Here is a 4,825-nt window from a genome sequence, read left to right as displayed (position 1 = left end):
GAGCTAGTGGTGCAGCTAGAACTTGTACAGAGGGCTGATCCCACGGGTGAAAGCAGTTGTGGCAAGCTTGGAGACAAGTTCTGAGGTAGTTGTTGACTGAACTAATGTGGTGGCCAATCCAGGCACAAACTGGACGGCGGTTAACTGGGTCGTAAACCAAATCGACTAGATCAGGGGTAAGGGCCAAACTACGAACATGGTAAAGGTAGTCTAACCCCTGAATAAAGGCATCAGGATTTGGCACCAGTAATCGTTCAGTCAAAATCTACCAGCCTAAGAAGGAAAAGTGAGATGATGAATCCCTAGGGCCTGACTCATGGTTGGCAGGTGCGCTGGATTCATAAGGGCTAGGGGAAGGTTCTGGCGCGTCGGTAACTCGCACCTCGGTACAAAAGGTGGCAGTACTAAATCCACCAAACCGTTTTACTGTGCTGGTGCGCATTCTAACGTTGGGACTGGGAAACCAAAAGCGCTCGATCGAACTCATGGTTTCATAGTCAGTGGTTAAGACTAGGCCATCCTCGTCGTCGATATAATACTGCCCTGCAACGGGAACAACTTCTGCATAGCCTCGCTCTCGCAATAGAGTGCCCTGCCGGGGTTGGTCAGCATCTGGAATGAGGGCAAAGACAGTTGTGCCTTGATGATTTTCATCCTCTTTATCCCATCCCATAGAACCATGCCATGATACGAAGGCACCACCGATCGCTAGGGCAGGATCTACATTGTGAATAGCGCAGATTTCCACAACTTTGGGGTGATCAGCACTTAGAGCTTCAACCTGAATTTCTGATTCACCGGCTTCGGTTTGTCTGAAGGCGAGATGATGAGTGGTGCGTTGCGATCGCCACGTCCCTGTGCTGAGCTGAAAAAATTCCATCACATCCATTGACATCGACCCAATCAACCTCAACTAGCAATTTCATGACAACATCGGCTGGCAGCACAGCTAGAAACTAGATCATGCTACTTTCCATATCTTAAATTAAGAGGGTATGAATCATAAAGAGCCTAGGGATGCTTATGGCATCTGGACTCGGCTCTGACCTAACCTGCAACTACAACCTGCAACTACAACTATTAGGTTGTGGTTGCCTTGTTTCTAGTGTTGCTAACCTGTAGTCATGTCATAAGACCCATAGTCATGTCTGATCCTCAAGCCATCAGTGCTGCTGTTGCTAAACTCTACAACACTTACCCGTTTCCGCCAGAACCTTTGTTAGATGAGCCACCTCCTGGCTATAACTGGCGCTGGAATTGGCTGACGGCCTATAATTTTTGCACTGGACGAAAACCTCAACGTCTTAATGCGCGAATTCTTGACGCAGGGTGTGGAACTGGTGTTGGCACAGAGTATCTGGTACATCTCAATCCAGATGCTATGGTGGTAGGGATTGATTTAAGTGCAGAGGCGCTAGCAGTTGCAAAGAAGCGCTGTCAGAAGTCAGGAGCAAACCGGGTCGAGTTTCATCACCTCAGTTTGTTTGATGTGGATCAGTTGCCAGGTGAATTTGATTTTATCAATTGTGTGGGGGTACTGCACCATACGCCTGATCCCATTGCTGGTCTGCAAGCATTGGCCCGCAAGCTAGCTCCGGGGGGTATTTTACATATCTTTGTGTATGGTGAATTGGGACGCTGGGAAATTAGATTGATGCAAGAGGCGATCGCTCTCTTACAAGGCAATCGGCGTGGAGACTACACTGATGGTGTTGCTGTCGGTCGGCAACTGTTTGCGGCTCTACCAGAGAACAATCGGCTGAAGCAACGTGAGCAAGAACGGTGGTCATGGGACAATCAACGGGATGCTTACTTTGCTGACATGTATGTGCATCCCCAAGAGATTGACTACACTATTCCTACCTTGTTTGAGTTAATTGATGCATCAGGACTGGAGTTTCTGGGCTTTTCCAACCCTCAGACCTGGGAGTTGGAGCGCTTAATTGCCTCAGCACCTGAACTGATGGAACGAGCGCACCAGTTGACCGATCGTCAGCGCTATCGGCTAGTTGAGTTGCTGGATCCACAGGCAATCACCCATTATGAGTTTTTTCTAGGGCGTAATCCCCTCCCTCGACACCAGTGGACAGAGGATGATGCCTTGCTGTCTGCTATCCCAGAACCAAGCCCTTGCATTCAAGGATGGCAAGATAGCCCTCAATTTTTTAACCAAGACTATCAGGTCGTTAGTTTGCCCAATGCAGAGTGGCAGTTCTTGTTGGCCTGTGCTGGCAACCAAGTGCGGCAGCAGGCAGTAGCAGAGCTGTTATCAACGGTGGATGCAACCTTGGCTGATGTACGATCGCTGCAAACGCAGCAGTTGATTTTGTTAACACCAGCCGCCTTATGACAATAGCTGTGAGCGGTTAAACTGGCAGTGAAGTTACGTGCAACTTTTCATCACTGATAACCGTCTGTTGATGTGCTTATGGAATTGATAAAATTCTTAGCATCATGAGTTGCAAGATATGACAGGTGTAACCACTATGGTTTTCGGCAAAACATTCCGCAATGCCCTATTAGCGTCGTTGGCGACAGCAGGTTGTCTAGTAGCAGGCTTGCCTATGGTGACTCAAGCTCAAGGGTTGCCTGGACTAACCCTCTGCTGGACAGGGCGGTGCCCTAAAGAGCTAAACTACCGGCTAGATTTCGGTGGTAGAGCGGATAATTTTGATCGCTATCGGCTGCGGATTCCCGGTCGAGAGTTGAATACGGCTGTATCTCAAATTACGATTGCCTATCCTGACTATTTCACAGGTAGCTTTGATGTCAATAACATTCAAGTCTATGTTCGCGATCGCGAAGTTGCCCTAAAACCTGTAACCTGGGATCAAGAAAACCGTCGCCTAGTGATTGAACCTGTAGAAACGATCGGAGCTAATCAAGCGTTAGAAGTCCACCTGTCGAATGTGAAGAACCCTCGCTATGGGGGCATGTTCTATTTCAATGCCAGTGTTCAATCACCTGGAGATTTGCCCCTGCTGCGCTATGTTGGCACATGGTTGATCACCATCGACTAGGCGATCGTCCTACCTGTAGGGGACAAGTCGCATTAATTTGGCAACAGGAGAGCTTCTTGTTGCCTTTTACAGTTTTACCGCAGAAATAGCCGTAAACTTGTCTAGCAGCTAAACTGTGGTTACATAAATAGAACAAGCGTTGCCTGTGTGGACTTATACTAGAAAAACTCTTCACTTGACGAAATCATGACGATCTATCGCCAGATTAGGCCACCCCAGTGCGTGACCGCTTCGCTACTCTACTTGCTAGCACTAGGAGGTATTGGGATATTAGCCTATGGAGTTCACCTAACCAGGGCTTGGCAGCATGGTGGTGACTGGTGTATTCAACAGGTTGGGCCTAGCGCTAGCGTTAGACGCTACGGTAATGCTTGTATACAGCGACTCAAACGAGCCTTACCTAGGCTGGAGGTCTAGCGTTAACTGGAGTGGTGTGATTATTTGTAGTGCGGTCTACCGTGTTGCGATTTCTGTAGTGCAATCTTCTGTAGTGCAATCTTCTGTAGTGCGATCTATTGTGGTGCGGTCTATGTCAAACTGTAACTACAGACTGTGGCAACTATGTCTGAAATCCTACTGGTTTGAGAGACTGTTCTAATACCATTTCTCCAAAAGCTAGCCACACAACCTATCAGTTCCTAGTATGGATTCAAGTCTTTACTGCCAGCTATCTGTAGTGATGGTTTGAAGAATTAGTATAAACCTTCTGTTCGAGAGACAACTTCAGGAATTCTTGATAGATTAGTACAGGTAAATTGTTAAGGTTGTGAAAATGGTATGGGCAAGCGGCAAAACCGCCCGAAGAAGACTGATGCAGTTCTAGGAGGGGTGGGTTCGCCTCCTGATGCGTTGGATGTTTTGACTGGTCTGGCTCCGGCAGCAGTAGACGCAGTGTTGGGGGGAGATGCTGCGCCACCACCTGTTAAGCGGCGGCGATCGCCCCGGCCAGCCACGATCGGCTCTTTTCAAATCGAAGCTCCTTTTGCTCCTGCTGGCGACCAGCCCCAGGCTATCGAACAACTGGTTGCCAGTATTGAAGCTGGACATCGGTTTCAAACGTTGTTGGGAGCAACAGGCACCGGTAAAACCCACACAATTGCCCGCGTCATTGATCGGATTGGCAAGCCAACCCTAGTGCTGGCCCATAACAAGACTTTGGCAGCTCAGCTCTGCAATGAGTTACGAGAGTTTTTTCCCCACAATGCTGTGGAGTATTTCATCAGCTATTACGACTATTACCAACCAGAGGCTTATATTCCTGTTACTGATACCTATATTGCTAAGACGGCTGCTATCAATGACGAGATTGATATGTTGCGGCACTCAGCTACGCGATCGCTGTTTGAGCGTCGAGATGTAATTGTTGTCGCTTCCATTAGTTGTATCTATGGCTTGGGGATTCCCTCAGAATATCTAAATGCTGCCGTGAAGCTAGAAGTGGGCATGGAGGCTGACCAACGCCAAATTTTGCGAGATTTGACTAACGTGCAATACGAGCGCAACGATTTAGAAGTAGGGCGCGGACGGTTTCGAGTCAAGGGCGATGTCTTAGAAATCGGCCCTTCCTATGAAGATCGAGTGACTCGGGTCGAGTTTTTTGGGGATGAGATTGATGCCATTCGCTACATTGACCCCATCACTGGCGTGACTCTCCAAAGTCTGCAAACTGTGAATATTTATCCTGCTCGTCACTTTGTGACCCCAGAAGAACGCCTGCAAGCTGCCTGTGAAGCTATTGCCCAAGAATTGCAAGAGCGCTTGGCTGAGCTAGAACAGGCTAATAAGCTCCTAGAAGCCCAGCGCTT

General features: G+C 48.4%; 6 protein-coding genes. 4 read left to right on the top strand and 2 right to left on the bottom strand.

What is annotated here, in order from left to right; translation table 11 throughout:
* Positions 1 to 262 (bottom strand): hypothetical protein (locus tag NZ772_13990; GenBank protein MCS6814660.1); only part of this gene is annotated, 262 nt, incomplete at its 3' end.
* A 3-nt stretch (positions 263 to 265) separates the two neighbouring features.
* A complete protein-coding gene (locus NZ772_13985; GenBank protein ID MCS6814659.1) occupies positions 266 to 889 on the bottom strand; it encodes a phycobiliprotein lyase in 624 nt (207 codons plus the stop codon).
* 255 nt (positions 890 to 1,144) lie between these two features.
* Here NZ772_13985 and NZ772_13980 point away from each other — a divergent pair, with 255 nt between their 5' ends.
* The 4 genes from NZ772_13980 to NZ772_13965 form a co-directional block, all read left to right on the top strand.
* Positions 1,145 to 2,350 (top strand): class I SAM-dependent methyltransferase, encoded by a 1,206-nt coding sequence (locus NZ772_13980; GenBank protein MCS6814658.1) that lies wholly within the window; start codon positions 1,145 to 1,147, stop codon positions 2,348 to 2,350.
* A 136-nt stretch (positions 2,351 to 2,486) separates the two neighbouring features.
* A complete protein-coding gene (locus tag NZ772_13975) occupies positions 2,487 to 3,020 on the top strand; it encodes a DUF2808 domain-containing protein (protein MCS6814657.1) in 534 nt (177 codons plus the stop codon).
* A gap of 186 nt (positions 3,021 to 3,206) precedes the next feature.
* Entirely contained in the window at positions 3,207 to 3,437 is a 231-nt protein-coding gene (locus tag NZ772_13970; protein ID MCS6814656.1) for a hypothetical protein, read from the top strand.
* A 537-nt stretch (positions 3,438 to 3,974) separates the two neighbouring features.
* Positions 3,975 to 4,825: DEAD/DEAH box helicase family protein (locus NZ772_13965; GenBank protein MCS6814655.1), on the top strand; the 851-nt coding region annotated here is incomplete at its 3' end.

The sequence above is a fragment of the Cyanobacteriota bacterium genome (genome assembly GCA_025054735.1).
GTDB lineage: Bacteria > Cyanobacteriota > Cyanobacteriia > SKYG9 > SKYG9 > SKYG9.
The sequence above is the reverse complement of the archived record's forward strand: the minus strand, read 5'-3'. Positions and strand labels throughout refer to the sequence as shown.

Coding starts and splice junctions, on each gene's coding strand:
- NZ772_13980 (MCS6814658.1), top strand. CDS start 1,145: ATGTCTGATCCTCAAGCCATCAGTGCTGCTGTTGCTAAACTCTACAAC.
- NZ772_13985 (MCS6814659.1), bottom strand. CDS start 889: ATGGATGTGATGGAATTTTTTCAGCTCAGCACAGGGACGTGGCGATCG.
- NZ772_13975 (MCS6814657.1), top strand. CDS start 2,487: ATGGTTTTCGGCAAAACATTCCGCAATGCCCTATTAGCGTCGTTGGCG.
- NZ772_13970 (MCS6814656.1), top strand. CDS start 3,207: ATGACGATCTATCGCCAGATTAGGCCACCCCAGTGCGTGACCGCTTCG.